Genomic DNA, 24,488 nt, shown 5'->3' on the forward strand with positions numbered 1-24,488 from the left:
CAGCGGCGTACCAGTGCCGTCGCAGGTATCGTGACAACATGTCTGACGCCACCCGCAGTTCACAGCACACCAGTGTCATAGTCGCCGGCGCACGCACCCCGATCGGGCGGCTGCTGGGCGGCCTGAAGGGCTTCACCGGCGCCGAGCTCGGCGGGTTCGCGATCAAGGGCGCCCTGGCGAAGGCCGGCGTCGCACCGGACCAGGTCGAGTACGTGATCATGGGCCAGGTGCTGCAGGCCGGCGCCGGTCAGATCGCCGCCCGGCAGGCCGCGGTCAAGGGCGGCATCCCGATGAACGTCCCGGCCATCACGATCAACAAGGTCTGCCTGTCCGGCCTGAACGCGATCGCGCTCGCGGATCAGCTGATCCGCGCCGGCGAGTACGACGTCGTCGTGGCCGGCGGCATGGAGTCGATGACGAACGCGCCGCACCTGCTGCCGAAGTCCCGCGAGGGCTTCAAGTACGGCGATGTGCCGCTGGTCGACTCGATGGCGTTCGACGGGTTGTGGGACGCGTTCACCGACCAGGCCATGGGTGCGCTGACCGATCAGGCCAACAACGACGGCCTCAAGCTGACCCGCGAGGAGCAGGACGAGTTCAGCGCCCGCTCGCATCAGCAGGCCGCGGCCGCGTGGAAGAACGGCGTGTTCGCCGACGAGGTCGTCCCGGTCGAGGTGCCGCAGCGCAGGGGCGACCCGATCGTGGTCGACAGCGACGAAGGTGTCCGCAGTGACACCTCGGCCGAGTCGCTGGCCAAGCTGCGGCCGGCGTTCGGCAAGGACGGCACGATCACGGCCGGTTCGGCGTCGCAGATCTCCGACGGCGGGTGTGCCGTCGTCGTGATGAGCAAGGCGAAGGCCGAGGAGCTCGGGCTGAGCTGGCTCGCCGAGATCGGCGCGCACGGTTCGGTCGCCGGACCGGACTCGACGCTGCAGAGCCAGCCGGCCAACGCGATCGTCAAGGCCTGTGGCAAGGAGGGCATCGAGCCCACCGCGCTGGACCTCATCGAGATCAACGAGGCGTTCGCCTCGGTCGGTATCGCGTCCGCGCGGGAGCTGCAGGTCGACATCGACAAGGTCAACGTCAACGGTGGCGCGATCGCGCTCGGCCACCCGATCGGCATGTCCGGCGCCCGCCTGGTGCTGCACCTCGCGCTCGAGCTGCAGCGGCGCGGCGGTGGCGTCGGCGCGGCCGCGCTGTGTGGTGGTGGCGGCCAGGGCGACGCCCTCATCGTCCGGGTCCCGAAGAGCTGATGCCGCGCCGGACCGCGCCGGTCTCGGAGCTGGTCGAGCGTGCCCGGGAGGGTGACTCCCGGGCCGTCGCCCGGCTGATCTCGCTGGTCGAGGACGAGTCGCCGCTGCTGCGTGAGGTGATGGCGGCGCTGTCGCCGTACGCCGGGAACGCGCACATCGTCGGCATCACGGGCTCGCCGGGGGTCGGCAAGTCCACGTCGACGTCGGCGCTGGTTTCGGCGTACCGCGAGTCCGGGAAGCGCGTCGGCGTACTCGCGGTGGACCCGTCGTCGCCGTTCTCCGGGGGAGCGTTGCTGGGCGACCGGGTGCGGATGCAGGACCACGCGACGGACACCGGGGTGTTCATCCGGTCGATGGCGTCGCGGGGGCATCTGGGCGGGCTGGCGTGGACGACGCCGCAGGCGCTGCGGGTGCTGGACGCGGCCGGGTTCGACGTCGTCCTGGTGGAGACGGTCGGGGTCGGGCAGTCCGAGGTGGAGATTGCAGGGATGGCCGACACGACGCTCATCCTGCTCGCGCCGGGTATGGGTGACGGGATCCAGGCGGCCAAGGCCGGGATCCTCGAGGTCGGCGACATCTACGTGGTGAACAAGGCGGATCGCGACGGCGTGCAGAGCGTGACCCGGGATCTGCGGGCCATGCTCGCGCTGGCCGAGCGAGGCGAGGGCGCCTGGACTCCGCCGATCCTGAAGACGGTTGCCTCGCGCAACGAAGGGGTCGCCGAGGTGGTGGCCGCGATCGAGGACCGGCTCGGCTGGATGCAGGCGAACGGCGTCCTCACCGAGCGGCGCCGGGGTCGCGCCCGGGACGAGATCGAGGCGATCGCGATGACCGCGTTGCGGTCCCGGTTCGCGCACCTGCACGGGGACGCGCGGCTGGACGTGCTGGCGGCGAAGGTGGCCGATGGGGACACGGACCCGTACAGTGCCGCGGACGAGCTGATCGCGGCCCTGTGATTCCGGTCTCCCGGTTGGAACACTCGACCACGGAGTGTCACATTGTGTCTTTGCTTTCCGTTCAGCGGTTGGTGTGCCGAATTCGGGCAAATGCCGCACGTTTCCGGCGGGCGGCATGATACGCCGTCTCACGGCGGCGCGCCGGTGGGTGCCGTGGCCCCGAATCCGTTACAGAATGGACCTTGTACCTGGTGAGCATTGTGCAGTGGGCTGTGTTCAGTCAGTGACAATTGGTGACGGTCCGTGATACAACACAAACACAGTCGACCGAGTGGTTGCGAACGAGGAGTGGTGACATGCCGAAGAAGCTGTTGATGTGGTCGGTCATCGCCTTTGCGGCCTTCTATCTGTTCACTCAGCCGACGAACGCCGCCAACGCTGTGGGAGGCGCGTTCTCGGCCATCGGCAACGCGTTCGACAGCGTGATCACCTTCCTGAGCGCGCTGTTCAGCTGATCTGCGGTTCGAGTGTCCCGTTTCGAGCAATCGTGCGGGACACTTGGCTGTGAGAGACGCAACCCGGGCCGAGCGGCCCGACAGCGTGTGACAGGGGAGTGAACGGATGGCCGGAATAGGCCTGTTCCGGATCTTCGACCCGAAGGTCCGGCGCCATCTGATCTCGGACGAGGGCGAAGTCGTCATCGACGAGGTCCGGCAGCACTGGGTGGTGTACGGGTTGCCCATGCTCGAGGTTGCGCTGGCGACCGCCCTGCTGGTGGTGCTGGCGACCACCTCGATCGGCGGCACTCAGGTGCTGCTGGTGATCGTGCTGCTGCTGCTGTCGCATGCCTTCTGGCAATTCCTCACCCACCACCGGGACCGGTTCGTGGTCACCAACATGCGGGTCATGCGGATCCGTGGCGTCTTCTCCCAGAGCATCGCGACCACCCCGATCGCGCGAGTCCTCGACATCACCCTGAAGAAGCCGAGCATCGGCCGGATCCTCGGCTACGGCCACTTCGTCTTCGAGTCGGCGGCGCAGGATCAGGGCTTCCGGGAGATCAGGTGGGTCAGCCGCCCGGACGACCGGGATCTGACCATCCAGCGAGTCATCCAGCGCACCGGTCTGCGCGCCGCGGCGAGCGTCGACGTGCTGGAAGGCGACGAGGACTCCGACGACGACGGCACCGGCCCGATCGGGATGGACTCGGCGCAGGAGGTCACCACCACGGTCGCGCCGGCCCATCACGCCGCCCGGCCGGCCCCCACAGGCCCGAAGTCGATCTTCAACAGCGAACGCGGCAACTGGACCGACGACGGCGACTGAGCCGCTGCGTGCCGGCTCAGCCGGTGGGCGGGTGCTCGGCGGCTCGTGACTGCTCGGCGGCGTGCCGGCGGAACAGTGCGCGGCGGCGCTCCCGATGCGCACGTTCTGGGTGATTGGCCGGCGCGCTCGCCAGGGCCTCATCCAGTTCCGCGACTGCCTCGGCGTACTGCCCCTGCCGGGCCAGCAACTCCCCACGAACTGCATGCCAACGAGGACTTCGCGGTACGCCGTCCAGTTGCGCCAAGGCTGACGTGATGTCGCCGGTCTCGGCCGTCGCCACAACCTGGCCCAGCTGCGCTGCCGGGCTGGGCGCGATCTCGATGAGCAGTCCGTACAGGCGCTGGATCTCGCGCCAATCAGTCGCGGTATAGCTGGGGACGCGGTCGTGCTCGGCGGCGATCGCGGCCTGCAGTTGATAGGCATCAGCCTGCCGATTCGATCGCTGCAGCGAGTCGTTGAGCAGGGCGACCCCGCGAGCAATCAGTTCCGCGTCCCAGCGGCCACGGTCCTGCAGATCGAGCGTGACCACCTCGCCGTGCTCATCGAGGCGGGCCGGCCGGCGTGCTTCGGTCAGGAGCAGCAACGCGAGCACCGCGGACGGCATCGGCTGATCGGGCAGCAGGCTGTGCAGCAGTTCGCCCAACCGGATCGCCTCCGCACAGACGTCCACGTCGTACGCCGCCTCGCCCTCGACGGGGGCGTGGCCCGCGGTGTAGAGGCTGTGGATCACCGCGCACACGGCTGGAAGGCGATCGGGGAGCTCCGCCTCGGCCGGTACGCGGTACGGGATGCGGGCGGCGGCGATCTTCTGCCGGGCACGGGTCAGCCGCTTGGTCGTGGCGACCTCGGTAGTCAGGAGTACGCCGGCGATCTGGGCGGACGACAGGCCACACAGCGTGCGGAGCGCGAGCGCGACCCGGGTCGGGGGTGAGATCGCGGGATGGCAGCAGGTGAAGATCAACCGCAGCAGATCGTCCTGCACCACGTCGTCGGCCTCGAGTTCCTTGGTCGTCGTGAGCTCGATCAGCTCCGAGCCGTCCCGCTCCTTACCGGCCCGCGCCTGCTCGCGGCGGATGATGTCGATCGCCTTCCGTCGGGCCGTCACGGTCAGCCAGGCGCGCGGCTCGGGCGGTACGCCGGTGACCGGCCAAGCCCCCAGCGCCGCCAGGGTCGCCTCCTGGACGGCGTCCTCGGCGAGCTGGACGTCACCGACGGTCCGGATCAGGGTCGCGAGGATGCGGGTCCCCTCGATCCGGATCGTCTCGGCGACCGCGTCGTACCGCTGGTCCACTACCTGGCCAGGATCACCGGCCGGACCTCGACCGCGCCGCCCCAGGCCGCCGGGAGCTGGGCCGCGATCGCGACTGCTTCCTCCAGGTCCTCGGCGTCGATCAGGTAGTACCCGGTCAGTGCTTCCTTGGTCTCGGCGTACGGACCGTCGGTCGTGATCACCGGTCCGCCGTGGGCGCCCTCGACCCGGACGACGGTCGCCGTCGAGGTCGGGTGCAGTACGGCGCTCGCCTTGATCCGGGCGGCGTTGTCCACGGCGAACTGCCGGTACTCGGCCAGCTCGTCCGCCTGCTCAGGCGCCCACCAGTCCACGTCCGCGGTGTAGGTCAGTGCAAGGTACTGCGGCATCGGAATCCTCCTTCTGCTGAGACCACTGTGGTCCCTCAGGAAAGGAACGAACAGGCAGACCCGCGGAGGACATCAGCCGGTGGCTTCTTTGAGCCGTCCCCGGAACGCCCGTACGACGTCCTCGTCGCCGGCGGTCTGGATGGCGTCGTCCGCAACGCGACCCCAGAGCCAGAGGTAGACCGGCACCGCCTCCCCGAAGATCTCGGCGTCCGCGTCACCCTCGGCTCCCTGACGGATGTCGACGCTCGTGCTGTTCGCGCGGATGGTCCAGGAGCGCCCGGCGGCGGTGATGCGCACGGTCGCGTCGATCGGGTGGGCTGTATCGCCTTCCTCCCACCACGGGCCGCCCAGGTTCGGATAGAGCAGCTCGTCGATGCCGTCGAGCGCCAACTCGGCGTCGATCGGTGTGGCGACCGCGTGCGCCTGCTCGACGTCGATCCGGTGCACCACGCTCTCGAACGCCATCCGCCGGTACCAGAACCCGGAGGTGGTGTCGCGTGGGTTGAACGTCCACGTCTCGAGCCCGGTCCCCGCCTTCTCCAACGCGTCGACGATCGCCGCTCGAGCCTCGTCGTACCACTCGAACGTCTCCCGTCCACTGAAGTCCGGCGGCCAGTCCTCTGGCCGCGCCCCCAGCCGCAACACCTCGACCTTGTGCACGTAGACCTGCGCCACATGCCGCACCACCGTCTCCACCGTCCACCCCGGACAACTCGGCACCGCGGCATCGAGCCCCATCCGCGCCACCTCACCCAACCGCGCAGACTCGGCTTCAACGTGCCGCAGGTAGATCTCCGGTGACAAAGTCATGTTCAGACCCTCGCAGACGTCGTGGACAGTTTCAGACACTGCGCTGCTTGAGCGCGGCCTCCCAGTCCTCCGTCTCGGTATGACTGATCTCGACAACCCGCTCGGTCAGCAGCTTGCTTGGCTCGGCGGCGGTCGCGTATCGGCCGGCGCGCTGGACATAGAGCCACGCTTCGTTGCGCAGGTCTTCGGCGGTCCGGCGGTAGGTCGGATAGGAATCCTTGAACCCGAATAGGGTGCGGATTCCCTCCGCCAGCGCGATCACGCCACCGAGCGCGGGAGCGAACCAGGTGGGGGTGTTGATCGCGGCCGAGATCGCGATGAACAGGGCCGCGACGAGCTGGACGGTGCCGAGCCCGCGATAGGCGATGCGGGCGTGGTTGGCCTGCCGGTGATACCAGCGAAAGCGGAGGGTGATCAGCTCCTCCGCGGGCGCGTCGGTGCCCAGCGCCGGGAAGTCCGAATCTCTGAGGGTCGCCATGATGTGGCTAGTCTCCAGCTAACCTTCGGCTCATGGCGAGGAAGAGGGCGTTGCCGTTCGATCCGATCGAGGAGGCTTCGCGGCAGTGGGGGCGGCGGTGGGGGGCGGTCGAGCAGATGCGGGCCGTGACGTCGCTGATGCGAGCCCAGCAGATCGTCATCGGCGAGCTGGACGAGATTCTGCGCAAGCACGGGTTGACGTTCGCGCGGTTCGAGGCGCTGGTGCTGCTCACGTTCTCGCGGCGCGGGTCGCTGCCGCTGGGGAAGATGGGGGAGCGGCTGCAGGTCCATCCCACCTCGGTGACCTCGATCGTACGGCGGCTGGAGTCGGCCGGACTGGTGACCCGGACGCCGCACCCGGACGACGGCCGCGCCGTGTTGTGCGAGATCACGCCCGAGGGGCGTGAGCTGGTCGAGCGCGCCACCGCCGACCTGGTCGCCGCCGACTTCGCCCTGTCCGGCCTCACCGACGAGCAACTCGAGATGCTCTGGTCCGTCCTCGAACCCCTCCGCCACAACGCCGGCGACTTCACCTGACGAGCGAGTCCCGGATCCCCACGCCATCACAAGGAGCTGCTCAGTGCCCCTCCACGCGGCGCGCTCGGCCGCCGCGGCGCGATTGTGATGGCCTGGCGGCCCGGTACCAGTTGGAAATAGTTGGACGTCCTAGTATTTTGGGAACCAGTTTCCCGAGGAGGTCTGACTGATGGATGCCGAGCAGATTGCCGCCGGCCGGAGCCGGTGGCAGCAGCGGTACGACGCGGCACGCAAGCGGGAGGCGGACTTCACCACGCTGTCCGGCACCGAGGTCGAGCCGGTCTACGGGCCCCCCGACGGTGTCGCCGATCCGCGGATGGAGCGGATCGGGTGGCCCGGGGAGTTCCCGTTCACCCGCGGGCTGTACCCGACCGGGTATCGCGGCCGGGCCTGGACGATCCGCCAGTTCGCCGGCTTCGGCAACGCCGAGCAGACCAACGAGCGGTACAAGATGATCCTGAACGGCGGTGGCGGCGGCCTGTCCGTCGCGTTCGACATGCCGACGCTGATGGGCCGCGACTCCGACGAGCCGAAGTCGCTCGGCGAGGTCGGCCACTGCGGCGTCGCGATCGACTCGGCCGCCGACATGGACCGGCTGTTCAAGGACATCCCCCTGCAGGACGTCACGACGTCGATGACGATCTCCGGTCCCGCCGTACCGGCGTTCGTGATGTATCTGGTCGCGGCCGAGCGGCAGGGCGCCGACATCAGCAAGCTCAACGGGACGCTGCAGACCGACATCTTCAAGGAGTACATCGCGCAGAAGGAGTGGCTGTTCCCGCCGGAGCCCCACCTGCGCCTGATCGGCGACCTGATGGAGTACTGCGCGTCGACGATCCCGGACTACAAGCCGCTCAGCGTCTCCGGCTACCACATTCGCGAGGCCGGCTCGACGGCCGGACAGGAGCTGGCCTACACGCTCGCCGACGGCTTCGGGTACGTCGAGCTCGGGCTGTCCCGCGGTCTCGACGTCGACGTGTTCGGGCCCGGCCTGTCGTTCTTCTTCGACAGCCACCTGGACTTCTTCGAGGAGATCGCCAAGTTCCGCGCGGCCCGCCGGATCTGGGCCCGCTGGCTGCGCGATGTGTACGGCGCGAAGACGGACAAGGCGCAGTGGCTGCGGTTCCACACGCAGACGGCCGGGGTGTCGTTGACGGCGCAGCAGCCGTACAACAACGTCGTACGCACGGCTGTCGAAGCGCTGGCCGCGATCCTCGGCGGGACCAACTCGCTGCACACCAACGCGCTCGACGAGACGCTCGCGCTGCCGAGTGAGGAGTCGGCCGAGATCGCCCTGCGCACGCAGTCGGTGCTGATGGAGGAAGTCGGTGTCACCAACGTCGCCGACCCGCTCGGCGGCTCCTGGTACGTCGAGGAGCTCACCGACAGGATCGAGGCGGAGGCCGAGGAGATCTTCGCCCGGATCAAGGAGATGAGCCCGGACGAGACGATGACCGGCGGCATCCTGCGCGGCATCGAGGACGGCTGGTTCATGGCCGAGATCGCCGACGCCGCGTTCGAGTACCAGCAGAAGCTGGAGAAGGGCGAGAAGAAGATCGTCGGCGTGAACACGCTGACCGACACGGTTTCCGGCGAGCTGGAGATCCTCCGGGTCTCCCACGAGGTCGAGGTCGAACAGTGCCGGGTGCTCGCGGCGCGCAAGACCCGCCGCGACGAGGACCGGGTACGCCGTACGCTAACGGCTCTGGTGGAGGCGGCCAGGGGTACTGGCAACCTGATCGAGCCCATGCTGGAGGCAGCGCGTGCGGAGGCCACGATGGGGGAAATCTGTCACGTTCTTCGGGACGAGTGGGGGGAGTACCGAGAGCCCGCCCGATTCTGAGGAACTGCTGGCCCCAACCGTCGAGGCGGTCGCCCGGGCCGCGATCGGTCCACTCGACGGGCGCAGCGTGGTCGTGTGTGGTTCGGACCGCACCATGCTGCGGGTCGTCACGGAGCTGGTGAGTTCGGGCGAGCGGGTGACCGCGATCGTCAACCCGGCCTCGCGGCACTACGACCGGATCAGCGAGCTGGGTGCGCAGGTGATGGGCGTCCGGGTCGTGAGCGAGGGACTGCTGCGCCGGGCCGGGATCGACGCGAACGACGGGAGCTCGTCGACCGCACGAGCCCTCGTGCTGCTGGACACCGACGACGTCCACAACGTGCACACCGCACTGACCGCGCGCGAGATGGATCCCGAGCTGCGCATCATCGTCCAGATGATCAACCCGCGGCTGGGCAAGCAGTTGCACAGTCTGCTGGGCGACTGCGTGGTGATCTCGGGGCCGTCGCTGGCCGCGCCGGCGTTCGTCTCGGACGCGCTGGAGGACGACGAGCTCACCTGGCTCGAGATCGGCGGCAGGCGGCTGGTCGCCGGTCAGGCCGACCTGATCCGGGCACCGCATCTGACTGTGCTGGCCGACACCACCTCGTCGGCGACGCCGGAGCTGCTGCCGCTGTCCACCTCCGACCCGGAGGGCGACATCGTGCTCGGCACCGGCGTACGGTCCGTGTGGCGGACCAAGGACGTCCGGCGGGCGGGCTGGCTGATGGGAGTCCGCGACATCTTCGACCGGCGGGTCCGGCGGATCGCCGCGGTGATGGCCGTCCTCGTCCTCGGTGGCACGGTGCTCACGCATTTCATCGCGAGGGTCGAGTGGCTGCGGGCCCTCTACCTGGCGGCCGGCGCGGTGACGTCGGCCGGCATCGAGGACAACACGTTCTCCGATGCGGCTCCCTGGGCAAAGGTGGCGGCCGTCTTGGTGCAGCTGACCGGCATCCTGCTGATGGCGCTGCTGACCGCGGTGATCGTCGACTCACTGATCGGTGCGCGGTTGTCGCGCGTGATCGGCGGGGTCCGGGGGCGGCCGCGTAATCATGTGGTCGTCTGCGGCCTCGGTACGGTCGGCGCCCGGGTGCTGGAGATCCTCGCCGAGCGCGGGGTCGCGGTCGTCGGGGTCGAGCAGGACGACGACGCGCCCGGCGTACAGACCGCGCACCGGCTGCGGATCCCGGTGGTGATCGGTGACAGCAGCAACGAGGAGACGTTGCGGTCGGCCGGCGTACAGCGGTGCCAGTCGGTCCTCGCGATCACCAACGGCGACATCACCAACCTGGAGTCGGCGATGGTGGTGCGCGATCTGAACCCGGACGCGCGGATCACGATGCGGATGTTCGACCACGACCTGGCGCAGCGGGTCGAGCGGCAGCTCGGGCTCGGGCACAGCCGGTCGGTGTCGATGCTGGTCGCGCCGGCGATCGCGGCCGCCGTGGCGAACCGGCGCAGTCAGGTGACGGTCCCGGCCGGTCGGCGTGTTCTGCTGCTCACCGAGGTCACGGTCGAGCCTGGCTCGGTCGCCGCCGGTCTACGGTTGGGCGAGCTGGACGAGGCCGGCGGGCTGCGAGTGCTCGCCCGGCAGGACAATGGCGCAGGCTGGAACTGGGACCCGGCGCCCGGCAAAGTCGTCCGGCCGGGGGACCGGATCGCCGTCGCAGGCACCCGAAGCGGCCTCGCTCGGCTCCTCCTGGCGACCCGGCCGCAGCACGGTTCCACCTAAGTCCTCACCACCGGACCTCCGCACGCCATCTCCGGCGCCCATGCGGGCACCTCGCTGCGTTGGAGGGCAGGGCACGATGAACCCCGCATCGAGCCCCGCCCTCCGCCTTGCGATGCACCCACCTGGACACCGGAGCTGTCGCACGGATTTCCGGTGGCGAGCACTCTCGTAGAGGATGGACCTTGTGAACGTGAACGGAATGCGAGGGCAGTCGTGAGTCAGTCGAACTTCTCCCGTCCCGGGGCGATCGATCTGTCGTCCCTGCGCAAGCCCGCCGGACCGGGCGGCCCAGCCGGTCCGGCCGGTCCCGGTGCGCCGGCCGGCGGCGGTGGTGTCGCGGGGTCGTACGTGCTGAACGTGAGCGAGCCGACCTTCCAGGCCGATGTGATCGAGCGCTCGCTGCAGGTGCCGGTCGTGGTCGAGTTCTGGTCGCCGCGCTCGGAGGCTTCGATGGCCCTCGGCCCGGTGCTGGCCCGGCTGTCCACCGAGTACGCCGGCAAGTTCCTGCTGGCCCGGATCGACATCGACGCGAACCCGCAGCTGGCCCAGGCGGTCGGCGTCCAGACGGTGCCGTTGGTGATCGCCGTACTGCGCGGTCAGGTGGTCCCGCTGTTCCAGGGCGCGGTGGGGGAGCCGGAGGCGCGGCAGTACTTCGATCAGCTGCTCACCGTGGCAGTCGCGAACGGCATCACCGGCCGGGCCGATCCGGTCGGGCCCGCGGACGCCGTGTCCGACGACGAGGAGGAGCCGCCGCCGAACCCGCGGTACGAGAAGGCCGAGAACGCGGTCGGCGCGGGTGACCTGGAAGGCGCGATCGCGGCGTACGAAGAATTGCTCAAGGAGACGCCGGGCGACGCGGAGGCGAAGGCTGGGCTGGCGCGGGTCCAGCTGGTCAAGCGGACGCAGGACGTGCCGGCCGAGGTGCGGACCCGCGCGGCCGACAACCCGTCGGACGTCGAAGCGCAGATGCTGGTCGCTGACGTCGACCTGATGGGCGGGCACATCGACGACGCGTTCAACCGGCTGATCAGCACGATCCAGGTGACCGCGGGCGACGAGCGGAACACCGTCCGGCTGCACCTGCTCGAGCTCTTCGACGTGGTCGGCGCCGACGACGACCGGGTGATCAAGGCGCGCCGGCGGTTGATGGCCGCGCTGTTCTGAGGCTCAGCTCTTCAGGATCGGATCGGTGGTGAGCGCCGTGGAGACGCGGGCGAGGAGGGCTCGGAGGGTGTCGAGCTCCTCCTCGCTGAAGGCCGCGGCCAGCCGGCGCTCGACGCCTGCCGCGCGTTCGTCGGCCTGATCCAGGGCCTTGCGGCCCGTCGGGGTCGGGCGGGTCTCGATCACGTGTCTGTGCAGCGGATGTGGGGTCCGCTCGATCAGTCCTGCCGACTCCAGGTTGCGCAGGATCGTCGTCATGGTCTGCGGCGTGACCGCGCATCTGCGGGCCAGCTCCGCGGCCGAGATGCCGGGTTGCTCGTCCAGCACGAAGAGAGCGGCGTACTGCGGCACTGTGAGGCCGGCCGGCTTCACGGCGGCCGCTTTGGCCGATTGCAGCTCTTGCTCGACCCGCTTGAGGTGACTGCCGAGCCGCTTGTCGAAGGACATCCGCATGCGGACCATGGTACGAATCGCGCTGGCTATATATGCATTGACTAGCATCAGAGCTCTGATTAATCTCTGTGTTCGTATCCGCTCACGAGAGAGGTTCTTCATGAGGTTTCGTCTGCTGGCGGTCCTGCTCACGCTGACCGCCGTACCTGCTTCCGCGGCCGCGGCCGCTCCGGCCGGCTCCGCTCACCTTGCGTCTACTCACCTTGCGTCTACTCACCTTGCGTCTGCTCATCCGGCGGCTGCTCACCCGGCGTCCGCTTGGCCGGTGGAGATCGACGGCCGGACCGCCGACCGCTACCCGGAGGGGATTGCCTGGGACCCGACCCGGCGGGCCTTCCTGATCGGCTCGATCGCCACCGGCCGCGTCTCTGTCGTCCAGCCGGACGGCTCGACGCGCGTGCTGGCCCAGGCGCCCGGCGTCTCCACCTTCGGCCTGCACGTCGACGCCGTACGCAACCGCTTCCTTGTCACGTACGGCGACATCGGCAACGGCGAGCGCTCGTCGGACGCGACGGCGTACAAGCAGTCCGGTGTCGGGATCTACAACCTGCGCACCGGCCGGCTGGAGCGCCGCGTCGATCTCAACACGACCCGGCTCAACCCGGCCGGCGGCCGGCACGGTGTGAACGACCTCGCCATCGATGCCGTCGGCAACGCGTACGTCACGGATCCGGCCGGCGACGCGATCTACAAGATCACGCCGCTGGGGCGGGCCTCGGTCCTGGTCCGCGACGATCGGCTCCGTAGCGACACGATCGGCGCCAACGGCATTGTCTGGGACTCGGCCGGCTATCTGGTGACGGTCCGCTACGACACCGGCCAACTGTTCCGGATCTCTTCGGGTGGCCGGATGTCTGAGGTTGCTGTTGGCAAGCGTCTGGTCGGCGGCGACGGGCTGGCACTCACCCGGGACCATCGATTGGTTGCCATCACCAACAAGCTCGGCGCTCCCGGTGTCGAGGCCGTAACCGTCCTGACGAGTCATGACAACTTCCGCAGTGCTCAGGTGCGGTCGACCGAGGCGTGGCCGGTCCCAGGTCCGACCACGGCCGCGGTCACGCCCCACGGCAGCTATGTGCTGAGCGGCCGCATCGACGTCCTGATCGGCGGTGGTCGGTCCGACGAGTTCACCATCCGCCGGCTCCCTTGATCCTTGGCGCTGGCCGGAATCGGACAGCGTGAACTCTTGTAATCGAGTGTGAGTCGCTCTGAGAATAATTCACATGACCGCCCTCGCCGAGTCGCCGCCGCCGAGTCTGGAAGCGCGGATCCGTGGTCTCCTGCCCGCGCTCAGCCCGGCACAGGCCCGGATCGCGACCGAGGTCCTGCGTGATCCGGCGGCGGTGGCCTCGTCGACGATCGGGCAGCTCGCGGCCCGGTGCGGTACGTCGCTGCCGAGCGTCACCCGGTTCTGCCTCGCTCTCGGCCTGTCCGGGTACGCCGAGCTCCGGCTCGCGCTCGCGGCCGAGAGCGGGCGGAGCAGCCACAGCTGGGAGCGGGGGACCGGGTCCGAGGTCGGGCCGGACGACTCGCTCGAGGACGTCCTCCGGACGTTGCTGCGCGCCGACACGCGCGCTCTCGAGGACACCGTCGCGTCGCTCGACGTCGACGCGCTCGGGCGGGCGGTCCGGGCGATCTCCGACGCCCGCCGGATCGATCTGTACGCCGTCGCCGGGTCGGCGTCCGTCGCCGAGGATCTCCGCCTCCGGCTGCACCGGATCGGCCGGGCCACCAGTACGTGGAACGACGTCCACACCGCGCTCGCCAGCTCGGCGCTGCTGGGCATCGGCGATGTCGCGATCGGCATCTCGCACAGCGGCGAGACGATCGAGGTCCTCGAGCCACTCGGCCGGGCTGGCCGGCAGGGCGCGACGACTGTTGCCATCACCAACTATCCGCGCTCGCCGCTCGCGCGGATGGCGGACGTCGTCCTGGTCACCGCCGCGCGCGACGTCACGTTCCGGACCGGCGGTCTGTCCGGCCGGCATGCGCAGATGATCGTCCTCGACGCGCTGTACCTCGGGGTCGCTCAGCGCGACTACCCCTTGGCGGAGCAAGCCTTCGACGCCACCGCCGACGCCGTCGCGGACCACCGCCGACGGTCCTGAACCTCCCGCCTGCCCGCTCCACTCGACCCGCCCTTCGAAGGAGAACCATGCAGAGCCCGCACCGCTCCCTCGGCCCCACCCGCCGCTCCCTCCTCCTCGGCGCCGGCGCCACCGCCCTCACCACCGCGGCCGCCGGCACCCTCCCAGCCGCCGGCACCCTCCCAGCGGCCGCGTCAGCCCCCTCGCCCGCTGCCATCCCCTCGCCGGACGAGCTTCCCCTGACTGGTGGTGTTGAGTTCCCGATCGGGTTGTTCTGGCCGCCGCATCCGTACGCGAGTACGGCGGAGCGGTACGCCGAGATCAAGTCCGCCGGCTTCGACTTCATCATCTCGGGCAACTACGCCGGCGACGGCAACATCTTCCAGTACCAGCTCGATCTCGCCCGCACCGCCGGCCTGCAGATGCTGATCTCCGACGACATCCAGATCCGCAACATGTCGCGCTGGCTCTCGATCTCGGACAACACCGCCGACTTCCTCAGCGTCACGCCGGCCGAGGCGAGCGCCCTCTACATCCGCGCCCGCGACGCCTACGGCCCCTACTCGTCGCTGGCGGGCTTCAATCTGTACGACGAACCCGGCGCGGGCTGGTTCGGCACGCTGGCGAAGGCCGTGGCGATCTCGCGCGAACTGGCGCCAGGGCTGCTGCCGTACATCAACCTGCTTCCGTCCGACGACCCGGCGTACTACCGCACCTTCGTCGACGCGGTGAAGCCGTCACTGATCTCGTTCGACCGGTACCCGCTGCTGTCCGAGGGCCGTGAGGACGCGAATTACTTCCACAACTGGGCGATCATCCGGGACGCCGCGCTGTACGGCGACATCCCGTCCTGGGTCTTCATCCAGACGCTTGCCTACAACAACCACCGCGAGCCGACCGCGGCCGAGCTGCTCTGGCAGATCAACATCAGCCTGGCGTACGGCGCGAAGGGCATCCAGTACTTCACCTACTGGACTCCCGAGGCTGCTCGCGGCGAAGGATTCGGCCCGGCGCTGATCACCGTCGACGGCCGCCGTACATCCCGGTACGCCGCGGCGCAGAAGATCAACACCACTTGGCTTCACCAAGTCGGCCGTGAGCTCAAGCCACTCGTCTCCGAGTCCGTTGCCCACGCCAACGAAACTCCGCTGCCCAACGGCGCTGTCGGCTTCACTCCCACCAATCTGGTCACCGGCGTCTCGGGAAGCGCGGTGGTCATCGGCACCTTCCATTCGCGCGACACCACCTCCGCCGACCGCTGGCTACTGGTCGCCAATCGCTCGCACAGCGCCCGCGCCCGAGCCGTCGTCACGCCGAACCAGCAGACGGTTGCCTCCGTCGGTCTCTTCCAGCCTGCTGGCCAGACCTACGCGGCTCGTCCGGTTGCTCCCATCCCGTTCGACCTGGCACCTGGTGCGGCCGCCCTCGTGAAGCTCGGCGCCAAGTAGTCAGCCGGTCGGGCCGGTGTAGACACCCATGGCACGGAAGCGGAGGGCTGGGGCCGCGTACTCCTCCAAGGCGTGCGCGGTCCAGCCGATGATGCGGGCCAGGGCGAACAGCGCGTCCCCGGCGTCGGGCCGGAAGTCGTAGGCATGCATCATCGCCGCGATCGCCAGATCGCTGTTGGGGAAGCCCGGTGTCCGGGCAGTGACCTTGGCGATCGTCTCGACGATCGGATGGTCGTCGAGCAGCCCCAGCAACACTTCGGCCCGCGGGTCGCGCTCCTGGTAGATCTTGTGTCCGAAGCCGGGGACCGGCTCCCCTGATCGCAACTGATCCGACAACGCACCGAGCGGATCCCGCTGCGCCCGCTGCAGGAACTCGTAGGCCAGAGTCGGCGCGGCTCCGTGGTACTGCCCGTCCAGTGCCCCGAGCCCCGCCGACACGACGGCGTACAGGTTCGCCCGGGCACTGGCGGCCACTCGCGCCGCGACCGTCGAGACGGCCAGTCCGTGATCGGCCAGCAGGATGAGCGCCGCGTCGAGCACCTCCGGCCGCGGCAGTTGCGTTGACAGCTTCGGCCAGAGCCTCGCGCCGACCGTGTCCCGGGCGGATGCCGTCGGGCCGGGCAACGCGGTGACCAAGGTGCCGAGCAGCTTCTCGGCCGCTGCGGTCACCGAGCCGGGGGACAGGTCGAAACGCAACGGATCAGCAGCTCCCAGTACGGCGACCGCCACGCGCAGCTTGTCCGTCAAGCGTGCCGTGCTCGGGACCACATCCATCGCGTCGCGAGCCAGCTGCACCGACTCGCGCTGCACCGGGAACTTCGGTCGCTCGCTGAGCTCACCGGTCCACAGCAGGTGGGCGACCGCCTCGACGGTGCACTCGGTCGCGAGCTCGCGGACCGAACGACCGCGGTAGTACAGCTCGTCGTCCTGCAGCAGGGTGAGCTCGGACTCGATCCGCTCGACGACTCCGGAGTGCTCGACGGAGCGGCTCGCCAGCCGCTCGACGTCAGCTACTGCGAACAGGCTGCCGCGTCGCCCCCGGGCGCGGACGCTGGTCAGCAGGCCGCGGCTCACGTACGCGTAAATCGTCTCCGGTTTCACCTGCAGCCGGCGCGCGACCTCGGCCGTGGTCAGGTAATTCTCGTCACTCTGCGGCGGCATCCGCGCTCCTCCGGGCGTTCATGTTGACTGGATCAATATTGACAATAGTTGATTGCGTGTCAACTCTGAAGATATGTCAACAACAATCAATGTTCCGCCCGGCCTCCGCAATGTCGTCGTCACCGAGACGACCCTCGGCGACGTCCGTGGTGACGAAGGGTTCTACCACTACCGCGAGTACTCGGCGATCGATCTCGCCAAGTCGAAGACGCTGGAAGACGTCTGGTTCCTGATGTTCGAGGGCCACCTCCCGACCGCCGCCGAGCGCGACAGGTTCGTCGCCGAACTCGCGCCGCTCCGCGTCCTGCCCGACGAGGTGCTCGCGGTCCTGCCCGCGATCGCGACCGCGGGATCGTCGTTCAACCCGTTGGCCGGTCTCCGCACTGCGTTGTCACTGCTGGCCGCCGTACGCAAGCTTCCGCCGCTGTGGGACGCCGACCCGGCACGCCGGAAGGCCGACGCGATGCTCGTCTGCGCGGTGACGCCGACCATCCTCGCTGCGCTCTACCGCCTCCGCGAAGGTCAGCAGCCTCTGGAGCCCCGGCCCGACCTCACCGCCGCGGCCAACTGGCTGTACCTGGTGACCGGCAGCGAGCCGAGCGCCGTACAGGCCGCGGCGATCGAGCACTACCTGGTCGCCACCGTGGACCACGGGTTCAATGCGTCGACCTTCACCGCGCGAGTGATCGCGTCCACCGGCGCCGATGTGGTCTCCGCGGTTGCCGGGGCGATCGGAGCCTTCTCCGGCCCGCTTCACGGCGGCGCACCGGACCGTGCGCTCGCGAGCCTCGACGAGATCGGCACCCCGGACCGGATCGACTCGTGGGTCCGCGAAAAGGTGTCCGCCGGCGACCGCATCATGGGCTTCGGACACGCGGTGTACCGGACCGAGGACCCACGCTCACTGATGCTGCGCGACATCGCCCGCGGCCTCGGCGGAGACCTGGTGGACTTCGCGACCACGGTGGAGCAGCGCATCGTCGACGTACTGGCCGAGCTCAAGCCGGGCCGCAACCTCTACGCCAACGTGGAGTTCTACGCCGGCGTCGTGATGGAGCTGTGCGGCCTCCCGCGCGCCATGTTCACCCCGACGTTCGCCGTCAGCCGCATCATCGGCTGGTCCGCCAACATCCTCGAGCAGTCCACCGACCCCAAGATCATCCGCCCGATCGCGATGTACGTCGGCCCGCAGCCGCCGGTCCCGGTGCCGTAGGGCGATCAGGCGGCGCGTTTGAATCGCATGGTGCCGTCGGCAACCGGACTGAAGCGAAGGACGACGAGGTCGCGGGGGTAGTTCTGACGGAGGCGCCAGGGGCCGGTGGAGCCCTGGCGCGGAAGGATGGCCGCGGCCCGCCGGATGTAGCCGGACGAGAGGTCGACCACGGGACGCGCGGGAGCGTCGTACTCGGCCGGGTCGATCTCGGGGACGCAGATGCTGGTGCCGGTGGCTGCCAGGTGGTTGAGCAGGCGGCACACGTACTGCGAGGTCAGGTCGGAGCGCAGCGTCCAGGAGTTGTTGGTGTAGCCGATGCACCAGGCCAGGTTCGGTACGCCGCTCAGCATCATGCCCTTGTAGACGAAGGTGTCGTGCGGGTGCACCGGCCGGCCATCCACCGTGACCTCGATCTTGCCGAGGGCAACCATGCGGAGGCCGGTCGCCGTGACCACCAGGTCGGCCTCGAGCTCTTGACCCGACCGCAGCCGCAGACCGGTCGGCGTGAAGGTCTCGATCTCGTCGGTGACCACAGAGGCCGAGCCATCCCGCAGTACCTCGAACAGATCCGCATCCGGCACCAGACACAGGCGCTGGTCCCATGGCTTGTAGTGGGGAGTGAAGTGCGGGTCCACGGGGATCGACTCCGGCAACTGCTTGGCCACTGTGCTGTTGAGGAGCCAGGCGGCGTGTGCCGGCCATTTCCGGAACGCGCTGTAGAGCGCCGTACTCAAGGCGACGTTCTTACCGCGGATGACCCGGTGTGCGAGCTTCTCGGGCAGTAGGGCACGCAATCGGTCCGAGAACGCGTCATGCGCAGGCCTGGACGCCACGTAGCTCGGTGTGCGCTGCAGCATCGTCACGTGCTCCGCCGTACGAGCCATAGCCGGCACAAGCGTCACCGCGGTCGCACCGCTGCCGATGACAACTACGCGCTGACCTGCGTAGTCCAGGTCCGCGGGCCACTGTTGCGGATGCACCACGCGCCCTCGGAACTCACTCTGCCCCGGGAAGTCGACCACATAGCCCGAGTCGTAGTCGTAGTACCCGCTGCACACATACAGGAACGAGCAGGTGTACGAGCCCTGACTCGTCTCCACAGACCACTGCGCGTCCTCCGACGACCACGACGCCCGTACGACGCGCTCGCCGAAGCGGATGTGCTTGTCGATGCCGTAGGTGGAGGCGGTCTCGTGCAGGTACTCCAGGATCGACGGCCCGTCCGCGATCGCCTTGGCCGCCTTCCAGGGGTGGAACGGGAACCCGAGCGTGAACATGTCGGAGTCCGACCGGACCCCGGGATAGCGGAACAGATCCCAGGTGCCGCCGATGCTGTCCCGCGCCTCCAAGATCGCGTACGTCCGGTCGGGGCTCTGCGTCTGCAGCCGGTAGGCCGCGCCGATCCCGGACAGTCCGGCGCCCACGACCAGGACGTCGAAGTGCTGCATGAATGCCTCCTGGATGCCGGTTGAGTTCCTGGTCCACGGTAGGCGAGACCGGGAGGATGGTGCTGTCCGTATCCGCCGTGTCACGTGAGGTGAGCCGGGATGATGAGTGAGAAAGTCGTTGCCGGAGCTGTCGATTCCGTTTGGCGTCGTTCGTCAGCAAGATGTCCAGTAAGAACCCTAGACAAGGGAGCCAGAGATGGCGCAGTACATGTTCCTGCTGTACGACAGCGAAGAGTGGTACGACAACGTCGTCACGGCGGAGGAGTGGCAGCAGGCGATGAAGCTGCACGGCGCCTTCGCGGAGGCGGTCGAGAAGGCCGGGGCGCGGATCCTCGGTGGGGAGGCGCTGGAGCGGTCGAGCACGGCCAGCACGGTCAAGCAGCGCGAGGGTGCCGAGCCGCTGGTCACCGACGGGCCGTTCATCGAGACCAAGGAGGCCCTCGGCGGCTACTACGTGATCGAGGCCCGCGACCTCGACCAGGCGCTCGAGCTCGCCAAGATCTGCCCGTCCGGCAACGTCGAGGTACGCCCGGTGATGGACACCTCGATGGACTCCGGGCCGTCTGTCTGACCATGCCCGCCGGCCGGGTACACCGACGGTCTTCGTCGTCGGCGTACCCGTCGGGCCTGGGCCGGTGGGGATCGAAGGGGGTTGGCCGGGGGTGAATGAAACCGGGGGCGCGCTGTCGGCGGTCGAGGTCGCCCGGGTGGTCGATCGGGCGCACCGGGAGAGCTGGTCGACCGTGCTCGCCTCAGTGGTGCGGCTGACGCGGGATCTGGACCAGGCGGAGGACTGCACGCAGGACGCGTTCGTGCAGGCGTTGCGGACCTGGCCGGACGGGATCCCGGTGAACCCGGGTGGATGGCTGACGACAGTGGCGCGGCGACTCGCGCTCGACGGGTTCCGGCGCGAGACGAACCTGCGACGGAAGCTGCCGTTGCTGGTGGAGGATCCGGTCGCGCCGGGGGACGAGGAGCAGCCGACGGATCCGCTGCGACTCGTGTTCACCTGCTGCCACCCTGCCTTGGCGCGGGACTCGCAGGTGGCGTTGACGTTGCGGCTGATCTGCGGACTGACCACGCGCGAGGTCGCGGCCGTGCTGTTGATCAGCGAGTCGACGGCGGCCGCGCGGATCACCCGGGCGAAGAAGAAGATCGCCGCGGCCGGCATCCCGTACCGGATCCCAGCGGATCACGAGTTGCCGACGCGGTTGGACGTCGTCCTGACGGTTGTGCACCTGGTGTACACGGCAGGACATGTGGCGGCCGGGCCGGAGTTGCGGCGGACGGACCTGACCGGGCGGGCGGTGGAGCTGTCGCGGATGCTCGTGCGGTTGATGCCGGATGAGCCGGAGCCGCAGGCGTTGCTGGGGTTGCTGTTGATGACGGAGGCTCGCGGTGATGCGCGGGTGAGTGAAGACGGGGAGCTGGTGCTGCTGGCGGATCAGGACAGGTCGCGGTGGGACGCGCGACTGCTGGCGGAAGGAGTGTCGCGAGCGACTGCCGCTTTGCAGCAGGGGCAGGGACGGTTCGTGTTGCAGGCGGCGGTCGCCGGGCTGCATGTGACCGCGCCTTCGTGGGAGCGGACGGACTGGACTCAGGTGGTCCGGATGTACGACGCGATGATGCTCAGCTGGCCGACCCCCATCGTCGCGCTCAACCGGGCCGCCGCGCACAGCCTCGTCCCTGGCGCCGACCTCGAGGCGGCCCTGGCCGAATTAGATGCCCTCAGCAAGGAGACGGCGCTCGCGTCCTACGCCTACCTCCCGGCAGCCCGAGCTGACGTGCTCGTCCGCCTGGGACGCGCCGACGAAGCAGCCGACGCCTACCAAACAGCTATCACCCTGACCGCCAACGAGACCGAACGCCGCTTCCTGACCCACCGCCTCGCCACCCTCACCGCCTGACCCGCCCATCACCCACCAGGTCGGCCTGACGCACGCATCACTTTCCAGGTCGGCCGGGAGCCCAGAGCTGGTCGGCGTCGCCGGCTTCCAGGCGACCTCGGTAGACGTCGATCTTGTGGTCGATGAGTTCGAGGTTCTCCTGTAGTTCGGCGAGTTTGGTGAGCACCTCGGCGCGATGGGTCTCGAGGAGTTCCAGGCGATCCTTCTCGTTACCCCGGCCGGCGGTGACGAGTTCGGCGTACTGGCGGATGGTTCTGATCGGCATGCCAGTGGCGCGGAGCCGGGTGCACACCTTGATCCAGTCCAGATCCAGCTGGTGGTAGCGCCTTCGCCCGCTCGCGGTCCGGTCAACGGTCGTGACGACCAGGCCGGCACGCTCGTAGTACCGCAGGGTGTGCACGCTCACCCCAGTGCGCGCCGCAGCCTCAGCAATGGTCACCCCCGCCCCACCAGGGGCAAGCGAGTCGCGGCTCCTGTCGGTCTTGCCGGTGTCGCGGCTTGGTGCGGTCTCGCCGGGCGCGCGGGAGTCGCGGCTGATTGCCGCCTCGCCGGGCTCGTTGGTGCCCGGGCTTGCCTTGGGCTCGGGGGGTTTTGAGGAGGGTTTGACTTCGAGCACGCTCTAAATTCTAGCTTCGGGGGATGAGTGTTCCAATGCTTCAGCGGGCGGCAGTGGGTGAGCTCAGTCGGCGGCGTCGGCTGGGGGTACTGGCGATTTGTTGCGCCAGCATCGTCGTCGTGGTGATGGATATTTCCATCGTCACGGTGGCGTTGCCGGCGATTCGGGCGGATCTGGGGGCGTCGGTCGCGCAGTTGCAATGGACGGTTGACGCCTACACCTTGGTACTCGCGAGCCTGCTGTTGCTGGCCGGGTCCACGGCTGACCGGGTCGGGCGGCGGCGGGTGTTCCAGATCGGGCTGGCCGCGTTCGGGTTGGGGTCGCTGCTGTGCAGCTTGGCGCCGACGGCGGGGTGGTTGATCGCGGCCCGCGCGGTGCAGGCGGTCGGCGGCACGATGCTCAACCCGGTGGCGATGGCGATCGTCGCGACCACGTTCCCGGACCGGACCGAGCGGGCGCGGGCGATCGGGGTGTTCGGGGCGATGTCCGGGTTGGCGCTGGCGTTGGGCCCGATCCTCGGTGGAGCCCTGGTCGACGGCGTCGGGTGGCGGGCGATCTTCTGGATCAACGTGCCGGTGGTGATCGTGGCGATCGTCCTGACGGCGTTCTTCGTGCCCGAGTCGCGGGCGCCGAGAGCGCGGCGGTTCGATCCGGTCGGGCAACTGCTGGTCATCCTGATGCTGGGATGCGTGGTGTACGCGATCATCGAGTCCGAGAAGCGGGGCTGGACGTCGCCGGTCATCCTCGGACTGCTGGGAGTCGCCGTACTCGCGGTGCTGGCCTTGCTTGTTTATGAGCCACGCCGAACCGATCCGATGCTCGAGTTGCGGCTGTTCCGGAGTGTGCCGTTCAGTTCGGCGATCTTGATGGCGTTGTTCGCGCTGTGCGGGTTCGGCTCGTTCTTGTTCGCGACGACGCTGTATCTGCAGAACGTCCGTGGGTTGTCCGCGCTCGCGGCGGGGCTGTGTCTGCTGCCGGTGGGAGCGGTGATCATGATCGTCTCGCCGTTCACCGGCCGGTTGGTCGGTACGCGCGGCCCGCGGTTGCCCCTCGTGGTCGCCGGGTCGGCGCTGGCGATCGGAGCAGCCAGTTCGTTGTGGCTCGGGCCGACGACACCATGGCCGGCCGTACTCGCGGTCTATCTGTTCTTCGGGATCTTCCTCGGCACGGTCAATCCACCGATCACCAATACGGCCGTCTCCGGTATGCCGTTGTCCATGGCCGGTCTGGCCGGCTCGGTGGCGTCCGCGGCTCGCCAGACCGGCACCACGTTGGGAGTGGCGATCGCCGGCACGATCGTCGGCTCGACCGCTGCCGGGAACTCACAAGCCTTTACTCAAGCTGAGCATCACCTCTGGTGGCTGGTCATGGGCTTGGGGATCGGCCTCGTCGCGTTGGCTCTGCTGAGTACGACGAGGTGGGCGCGCGCGACGGCCCAGCGGACTGCCGAGCTGTTCAATCCACCGGCAGCGACGCCGGAAGTCCGAAGCGGGTGACAAGGCTCGGGATGCTGAAGACGTGGATGTGCGTCAGACCGGTAGGAGTCGGGGTGAGTACGGCGACGCCATAAGGTTCGTAGGAGTCGGAGGAGGTGCGGAAGTAGGCGCCGACCGCCGGTTGGCCGTTGGCGGTGATGGCGAGCATCCGCCAGTCGCCGGGTGAGCCGACGGCCCCGCCGAGGAGGCGGAGGCACATCACGCGGCCGTTGAACCAGGTGCTGGTGCCGACCATCTCGATCGCGGCGTCGGCGCGGAGGGCGCGCTCAAGAGCGGCGGTGTCTGCGTTCTCGAAGCCGGTGATGTATTCGGCCAGCAGGGCTTGAGCCTCTGGATCGGTCGGCTCAAGGATCTCACCACGCGACGGAGCGGTCTCGTCGAGTCGGGCGCGGGCCCGCTGTAGCGTGCTCTTCACCGCAGCGACCGAGGTGTCGAGCATCGTCGCGACCTCGGCCGCCGGGAACGCGAGTACCTCACGAAGGATCAGTACGGCGCGCTGCTTGGCCGGAAGGTATTGCAGCGCCGCGATCAGCGCTAGCCGAAGGCTCTCCCGCGTGGTCACGATGGTCGCGGGGTCGGCGGACGAGCTGACCAAGGAGTCCGCGATCGGCTCCACGAACGCCACGCCGGCCGGCGCGGATCCCGGGGTGAGGTCCGTGGCCGGTGCGCCGAGGCCGGACGGGAGGGCGCGCCGGCCACGCTGCTCGAGCGCGGTCAGACACGCGTTGGTCGCGATGCGATAGAGCCAGACCCGGATCGACGAGCGGCCTTCGAAGGTCGAGTACGAACGCCACGCCCGCAGGTACGTCTCCTGGACGACGTCCTCGGCCTCGTCCACCGCCGCCAGCATGCGATAGCAGTGCGCCAGCAGTTCCTTCCGGAACGGTTCGGTACGACGAGCAAACTCGGCCTCGCCCGTCATCAGCGCTCCTTCAAGCATCAGTCCACCAGCCCCGGCAGCGGGCGGACCCAGCCTGCCATGCGCCGGATCGCATCGGCCTCGG

At 68.9% G+C, this 24,488-nt stretch carries 24 protein-coding genes; 15 read left to right on the top strand and 9 right to left on the bottom strand.

The window, feature by feature from the left end:
- Nucleotides 1-38 precede the first annotated feature (38 nt).
- The 4 genes from ACXC9Q_RS21175 to ACXC9Q_RS21190 all read left to right on the top strand — a co-directional run bounded on the left by ACXC9Q_RS21175 (nucleotide 39) and on the right by ACXC9Q_RS21190 (nucleotide 3,475).
- Nucleotides 39-1,253 (top strand): acetyl-CoA C-acetyltransferase, encoded by a 1,215-nt coding sequence (locus ACXC9Q_RS21175; protein WP_457058330.1) that lies wholly within the window; start codon nucleotides 39-41, stop codon nucleotides 1,251-1,253.
- Nucleotides 1,253-2,209, top strand: coding sequence for a methylmalonyl Co-A mutase-associated GTPase MeaB (gene meaB / locus ACXC9Q_RS21180; protein WP_457058331.1), 957 nt, complete (start codon nucleotides 1,253-1,255; stop codon nucleotides 2,207-2,209). The genes ACXC9Q_RS21175 and meaB overlap by 1 nt, the downstream gene beginning before the upstream one ends.
- A 296-nt stretch (nucleotides 2,210-2,505) precedes the next feature.
- Complete coding sequence (locus ACXC9Q_RS21185; RefSeq protein ID WP_328519234.1) at nucleotides 2,506-2,664, top strand: hypothetical protein; 159 nt, start codon at nucleotides 2,506-2,508, stop codon at nucleotides 2,662-2,664.
- A 106-nt stretch (nucleotides 2,665-2,770) separates the two neighbouring features.
- A complete protein-coding gene (locus ACXC9Q_RS21190) occupies nucleotides 2,771-3,475 on the top strand; it encodes a PH domain-containing protein (protein ID WP_457058332.1) in 705 nt (234 codons plus the stop codon).
- Between the two features lie 16 nt (nucleotides 3,476-3,491).
- Here the strand turns inward: ACXC9Q_RS21190 and ACXC9Q_RS21195 are convergent, their stop codons facing one another.
- From ACXC9Q_RS21195 to ACXC9Q_RS21210, 4 genes are all read right to left on the bottom strand, one after another.
- Entirely contained in the window at nucleotides 3,492-4,766 is a 1,275-nt protein-coding gene (locus tag ACXC9Q_RS21195; RefSeq protein WP_457058333.1) for an RNA polymerase sigma factor, read from the bottom strand.
- Nucleotides 4,766-5,113 (bottom strand): YciI family protein, encoded by a 348-nt coding sequence (locus tag ACXC9Q_RS21200; RefSeq protein ID WP_457058334.1) that lies wholly within the window; start codon nucleotides 5,111-5,113, stop codon nucleotides 4,766-4,768. Before ACXC9Q_RS21200 ends, ACXC9Q_RS21195 begins: the two co-directional genes overlap by 1 nt.
- Before the next feature lie 72 nt (nucleotides 5,114-5,185).
- Complete coding sequence (locus tag ACXC9Q_RS21205; RefSeq protein ID WP_457058335.1) at nucleotides 5,186-5,923, bottom strand: maleylpyruvate isomerase family mycothiol-dependent enzyme; 738 nt, start codon at nucleotides 5,921-5,923, stop codon at nucleotides 5,186-5,188.
- Between the two features lie 31 nt (nucleotides 5,924-5,954).
- On the bottom strand, nucleotides 5,955-6,401 hold the full coding sequence (locus tag ACXC9Q_RS21210; protein WP_457058336.1) for a DUF4231 domain-containing protein: 447 nt from the start codon (nucleotides 6,399-6,401) through the stop codon (nucleotides 5,955-5,957).
- Nucleotides 6,402-6,433: 32 nt separating this feature from the next.
- On the opposite strand from ACXC9Q_RS21210, the gene ACXC9Q_RS21215 reads away from it, so the two are divergent.
- The 4 genes from ACXC9Q_RS21215 to ACXC9Q_RS21230 all read left to right on the top strand — a co-directional run bounded on the left by ACXC9Q_RS21215 (nucleotide 6,434) and on the right by ACXC9Q_RS21230 (nucleotide 11,658).
- A complete protein-coding gene (locus tag ACXC9Q_RS21215) occupies nucleotides 6,434-6,937 on the top strand; it encodes a MarR family winged helix-turn-helix transcriptional regulator (protein WP_457058337.1) in 504 nt (167 codons plus the stop codon).
- A 169-nt stretch (nucleotides 6,938-7,106) separates the two neighbouring features.
- The gene (locus tag ACXC9Q_RS21220; protein ID WP_457058338.1) at nucleotides 7,107-8,780 is read left to right on the top strand and encodes an acyl-CoA mutase large subunit family protein; all 1,674 of its coding nucleotides are present in this window, start codon (nucleotides 7,107-7,109) and stop codon (nucleotides 8,778-8,780) included.
- A complete protein-coding gene (locus ACXC9Q_RS21225; RefSeq protein ID WP_457058339.1) occupies nucleotides 8,701-10,494 on the top strand; it encodes an NAD-binding protein in 1,794 nt (597 codons plus the stop codon). Before ACXC9Q_RS21220 ends, ACXC9Q_RS21225 begins: the two co-directional genes overlap by 80 nt.
- Nucleotides 10,495-10,707: 213 nt before the next feature.
- Entirely contained in the window at nucleotides 10,708-11,658 is a 951-nt protein-coding gene (locus ACXC9Q_RS21230) for a co-chaperone YbbN (RefSeq protein WP_457058340.1), read from the top strand.
- Nucleotides 11,659-11,661: 3 nt separating this feature from the next.
- Here ACXC9Q_RS21230 and ACXC9Q_RS21235 read toward each other — a convergent pair whose 3' ends face one another.
- Entirely contained in the window at nucleotides 11,662-12,108 is a 447-nt protein-coding gene (locus ACXC9Q_RS21235) for a MarR family winged helix-turn-helix transcriptional regulator (RefSeq protein WP_457058341.1), read from the bottom strand.
- 100 nt (nucleotides 12,109-12,208) lie between these two features.
- Here ACXC9Q_RS21235 and ACXC9Q_RS21240 point away from each other — a divergent pair, with 100 nt between their 5' ends.
- The 3 genes from ACXC9Q_RS21240 (at nucleotide 12,209) to ACXC9Q_RS21250 (ending at nucleotide 15,643) form a co-directional block, all read left to right on the top strand.
- Nucleotides 12,209-13,258: an SMP-30/gluconolactonase/LRE family protein gene (locus tag ACXC9Q_RS21240; RefSeq protein WP_457058342.1), complete on the top strand. Its 1,050-nt coding sequence runs from the start codon at nucleotides 12,209-12,211 to the stop codon at nucleotides 13,256-13,258.
- A 73-nt stretch (nucleotides 13,259-13,331) separates the two neighbouring features.
- Nucleotides 13,332-14,216, top strand: a complete 885-nt coding sequence (locus ACXC9Q_RS21245) for a MurR/RpiR family transcriptional regulator (protein WP_457058343.1) — start codon at nucleotides 13,332-13,334, stop codon at nucleotides 14,214-14,216.
- 47 nt (nucleotides 14,217-14,263) lie between these two features.
- On the top strand, nucleotides 14,264-15,643 hold the full coding sequence (locus ACXC9Q_RS21250) for a hypothetical protein (RefSeq protein ID WP_457058344.1): 1,380 nt from the start codon (nucleotides 14,264-14,266) through the stop codon (nucleotides 15,641-15,643).
- Here ACXC9Q_RS21250 and ACXC9Q_RS21255 read toward each other — a convergent pair whose 3' ends face one another.
- A complete protein-coding gene (locus tag ACXC9Q_RS21255; RefSeq protein WP_457058345.1) occupies nucleotides 15,644-16,804 on the bottom strand; it encodes a citrate/2-methylcitrate synthase in 1,161 nt (386 codons plus the stop codon).
- Between the two features lie 73 nt (nucleotides 16,805-16,877).
- Here ACXC9Q_RS21255 and ACXC9Q_RS21260 point away from each other — a divergent pair, with 73 nt between their 5' ends.
- Complete coding sequence (locus ACXC9Q_RS21260) at nucleotides 16,878-18,017, top strand: citrate/2-methylcitrate synthase (protein WP_457058346.1); 1,140 nt, start codon at nucleotides 16,878-16,880, stop codon at nucleotides 18,015-18,017.
- A gap of 5 nt (nucleotides 18,018-18,022) precedes the next feature.
- Here the strand turns inward: ACXC9Q_RS21260 and ACXC9Q_RS21265 are convergent, their stop codons facing one another.
- Entirely contained in the window at nucleotides 18,023-19,465 is a 1,443-nt protein-coding gene (locus ACXC9Q_RS21265) for a flavin-containing monooxygenase (protein WP_457058347.1), read from the bottom strand.
- A gap of 196 nt (nucleotides 19,466-19,661) precedes the next feature.
- Here ACXC9Q_RS21265 and ACXC9Q_RS21270 point away from each other — a divergent pair, with 196 nt between their 5' ends.
- A complete protein-coding gene (locus ACXC9Q_RS21270; RefSeq protein ID WP_457058348.1) occupies nucleotides 19,662-20,036 on the top strand; it encodes a YciI family protein in 375 nt (124 codons plus the stop codon).
- Nucleotides 20,037-20,127: 91 nt separating this feature from the next.
- Nucleotides 20,128-21,372, top strand: a complete 1,245-nt coding sequence (locus ACXC9Q_RS21275; RefSeq protein ID WP_457058349.1) for an RNA polymerase sigma factor — start codon at nucleotides 20,128-20,130, stop codon at nucleotides 21,370-21,372.
- A 37-nt stretch (nucleotides 21,373-21,409) separates the two neighbouring features.
- Here the strand turns inward: ACXC9Q_RS21275 and ACXC9Q_RS21280 are convergent, their stop codons facing one another.
- Entirely contained in the window at nucleotides 21,410-21,988 is a 579-nt protein-coding gene (locus ACXC9Q_RS21280; RefSeq protein WP_457058350.1) for a MerR family transcriptional regulator, read from the bottom strand.
- Between the two features lie 23 nt (nucleotides 21,989-22,011).
- On the opposite strand from ACXC9Q_RS21280, the gene ACXC9Q_RS21285 reads away from it, so the two are divergent.
- Nucleotides 22,012-23,484 (top strand): MFS transporter, encoded by a 1,473-nt coding sequence (locus ACXC9Q_RS21285; RefSeq protein WP_457058351.1) that lies wholly within the window; start codon nucleotides 22,012-22,014, stop codon nucleotides 23,482-23,484.
- Here the strand turns inward: ACXC9Q_RS21285 and ACXC9Q_RS21290 are convergent.
- Nucleotides 23,444-24,406, bottom strand: coding sequence for an RNA polymerase subunit sigma-70 (locus ACXC9Q_RS21290; protein WP_457058352.1), 963 nt, complete (start codon nucleotides 24,404-24,406; stop codon nucleotides 23,444-23,446). The two genes, ACXC9Q_RS21285 and ACXC9Q_RS21290, sit on opposite strands and share 41 nt — an antisense overlap.
- Nucleotides 24,407-24,488: the final 82 nt, after the last annotated feature.

This window comes from Kribbella sp. CWNU-51, from assembly GCF_054073265.1.